Origin of the sequence: Candidatus Contendobacter odensis Run_B_J11 (assembly GCF_000531125.1) — a bacterium.
GTDB lineage: Bacteria > Pseudomonadota > Gammaproteobacteria > Competibacterales > Competibacteraceae > Contendibacter > Contendibacter odensensis.
Map to the genome: position 1 here is coordinate 1 of NZ_CBTK010000119.1, position 2,232 is coordinate 2,232.

Genomic DNA, 2,232 nt, shown 5'->3' on the forward strand with positions numbered 1-2,232 from the left:
AGACCAGAATATTAATGTTTTTTTACCCCATTTCCAATTTGTTCTATCAAGCGTTAAATAATTATCTTGAATTTTTAGTTATCTTGAATTTTTAGCTTAGGTCTAGTCAGTATTTTGGCGCGATTGTTTGGGCTATTTTTATGACTTATCATTAGACATTATTAGCCCATCAGAGATAGGACCATGCGATTATCAGACGCGGAATTAGCCCGGCGTGTGCGCGAGCGGAATATGCTGGCGAACCGACAGCGGCGCGAGCGGTTGATGCACGAGGGAAGAGTGCAACTGGGCGGCCTGTGGATACCCAAGGCCACGCGGGATCGACTAGATACTTACGCGGGATGGAAGGCGATGCCGCTATCGGATGTAGTATCGCTGGCGCTGGATAAGCTGATCATTTCTGAGTTATCCCACTTCGACCCGACGCCCGCGCCCACGCCACAGGATGAACTTCACGCCTTGGCGAAAGAAGTCACCGCCACGCCCCCACCCCCGACGGAGGAATGGGGGCCTGACGCCAGCGATACCCCCTTATCTGTGGACAGCCCTTTCAAGGTGCTCAGTTGATGGTTGACGTAACCGTCTGATTCTCTGTTACCCGACTCGGCCTAACATCGGGTTTGGCTAAGAAGAGAGTTCGAGGTTAAATTCAACTTATTGATTTTCAATGTTGTATTTTTACACCTTGAAAGGGCTGCGCTACTAATCTGGACTGCTTGAGCGCTGATCCGAATCCAGAGATCAATGGCGGATCAATCCGTCATGAACAACACTCCCACCCCGCAACGATTCGAGATCGGGATACATTAACTCCACAGGACACTCGACCATGACCACACTCTCAATTCATGCACTATGGTCAGACGATTCTAAGGTATGGATCGCCACCAGTGATGATGTTCCCGGCTTATGTGTGCAAGCCGATTCGTTTGACGAACTGGTAACAATTTCAACTGATTTTGTTCCAGACCTTCTTAATCTCAATCATGTTGTCACTCAAGCACCAATCACATTGTGCTTTGTGACTGAGTATAAAAAACAGTTGGCAGCCGCTTAATGTCTTCGATGTATCGGGACATTCGACAAAGATTGATCGATGCAGGCTGTCAATTAGTTAGACAGGGGAAAGGGAGCCATGAGATTTGGCACAGCCCGATCAATGACCGCAATTTCACCGTTCCAAAATCATTGGCTGATACCAGTTTAGCTAACGCGATTTTGAAGCAGGCCGGATTACCAAAAGCATTTTGATTTATCGCATGATCTGATCTATCAGGAAGTTCCTGAACTCAAGGGGATGATTTATGACTTCGGACAACGACGATTCATCGACACTGCCACCGGGCGAGCATTGGGAGCAGTTGCGTTCAAAATACTCCGAAACTCCCCAGGAGCAAGAGCGGCAAATGCGGGCACGACTACGCTTGCGCGAGCGGTGCTTGTCGAATCCCTGGTACGCAGAGTAGGATCGGAAGGATGGAATGGCGTTCTGGGAGAGATTGCACGACAAGGCAGTTCTCTCGGATTAGACCCGGAACTGAGAAAACTTTTCTACTCGCAGTCGAAAGACGACCATGCTATTGCAACTTATGCAATCTTCAGGCACGATCTCTGTACCTTGGGATAACTTCAAGGAAGCCCGCCCGTGCGGGTTTTTTCATGCCTGAAATTTGAGAGATCGTTATGACTGAGAACCTTGATCACTTCGTGCGCTTACGCCAACTGCCCGCCCTAATTGGCCTAAGCGCCCGATCCATCGCCTACCAGCGGGCGAACGGGAACTTTCCCAAACCGCGAAACTTGACCGGAAGCTCGATTGTTTGGTTGGAGTCGGAAATTCAGGCGTGGATGCAGTCGCGCCCGGTCGCCGTCCCCGATGGTCGCGGGTGGCGTGGTCGCAAACGACCCATTGCGGATGAAGCGCCAGCATGACCGCCCAAACGCCGCCCATAAAAAAGCCCCGCGTAAGCAGGGCTTGATGGTGTTTGCTCAGCGGCATTGGCCGATGGGCTAGAATGATTCGTACCGTCGTCACGACGGGAGTTTGACCCTGGCCGGGTGAACAGGCCAACCTTTACTTGCCGATTAAATGACAGGAAAGGCGGAATGGAGAAATCCGGGTAGATAGATAGTTTGGCTACTTTCTATTTTACCTGTTCCGCGACCTCCTGTCTAAAGTGGACCCCGAATTTAAGACAACGGTTTAAGCTGTCGTCTGAAGCGATAAGGAAG

Annotated in this window: 5 protein-coding genes; all 5 read left to right on the forward strand. The window is 50.3% G+C overall.

Going from position 1 to position 2,232, the window contains the following annotated elements; all coding sequences use genetic code 11:
* Window positions 1-183: 183 nt before the first annotated feature.
* Window positions 184-567, forward strand: a complete 384-nt coding sequence (locus BN874_RS09370) for a hypothetical protein (protein ID WP_034432424.1) — start codon at window positions 184-186, stop codon at window positions 565-567.
* A gap of 262 nt (window positions 568-829) precedes the next feature.
* Window positions 830-1,057: a DUF1902 domain-containing protein gene (locus BN874_RS23455; protein WP_081756272.1), complete on the forward strand. Its 228-nt coding sequence runs from the start codon at window positions 830-832 to the stop codon at window positions 1,055-1,057.
* The gene (locus BN874_RS23460; protein ID WP_081756273.1) at window positions 1,057-1,251 is read left to right on the forward strand and encodes a type II toxin-antitoxin system HicA family toxin; all 195 of its coding nucleotides are present in this window, start codon (window positions 1,057-1,059) and stop codon (window positions 1,249-1,251) included. Before BN874_RS23455 ends, BN874_RS23460 begins: the two co-directional genes overlap by 1 nt.
* Before the next feature lie 46 nt (window positions 1,252-1,297).
* The gene (locus tag BN874_RS26395) at window positions 1,298-1,627 is read left to right on the forward strand and encodes a hypothetical protein (RefSeq protein ID WP_420886117.1); all 330 of its coding nucleotides are present in this window, start codon (window positions 1,298-1,300) and stop codon (window positions 1,625-1,627) included.
* 56 nt (window positions 1,628-1,683) lie between these two features.
* A complete protein-coding gene (locus tag BN874_RS09375) occupies window positions 1,684-1,932 on the forward strand; it encodes a helix-turn-helix transcriptional regulator (RefSeq protein WP_034432427.1) in 249 nt (82 codons plus the stop codon).
* Window positions 1,933-2,232 lie beyond the last annotated feature (300 nt).

Coding starts and splice junctions, on each gene's coding strand:
- BN874_RS09370 (WP_034432424.1), top strand. CDS start 184: ATGCGATTATCAGACGCGGAATTAGCCCGGCGTGTGCGCGAGCGGAAT.
- BN874_RS23455 (WP_081756272.1), top strand. CDS start 830: ATGACCACACTCTCAATTCATGCACTATGGTCAGACGATTCTAAGGTA.
- BN874_RS23460 (WP_081756273.1), top strand. CDS start 1,057: ATGTCTTCGATGTATCGGGACATTCGACAAAGATTGATCGATGCAGGC.
- BN874_RS26395 (WP_420886117.1), top strand. CDS start 1,298: ATGATTTATGACTTCGGACAACGACGATTCATCGACACTGCCACCGGG.
- BN874_RS09375 (WP_034432427.1), top strand. CDS start 1,684: ATGACTGAGAACCTTGATCACTTCGTGCGCTTACGCCAACTGCCCGCC.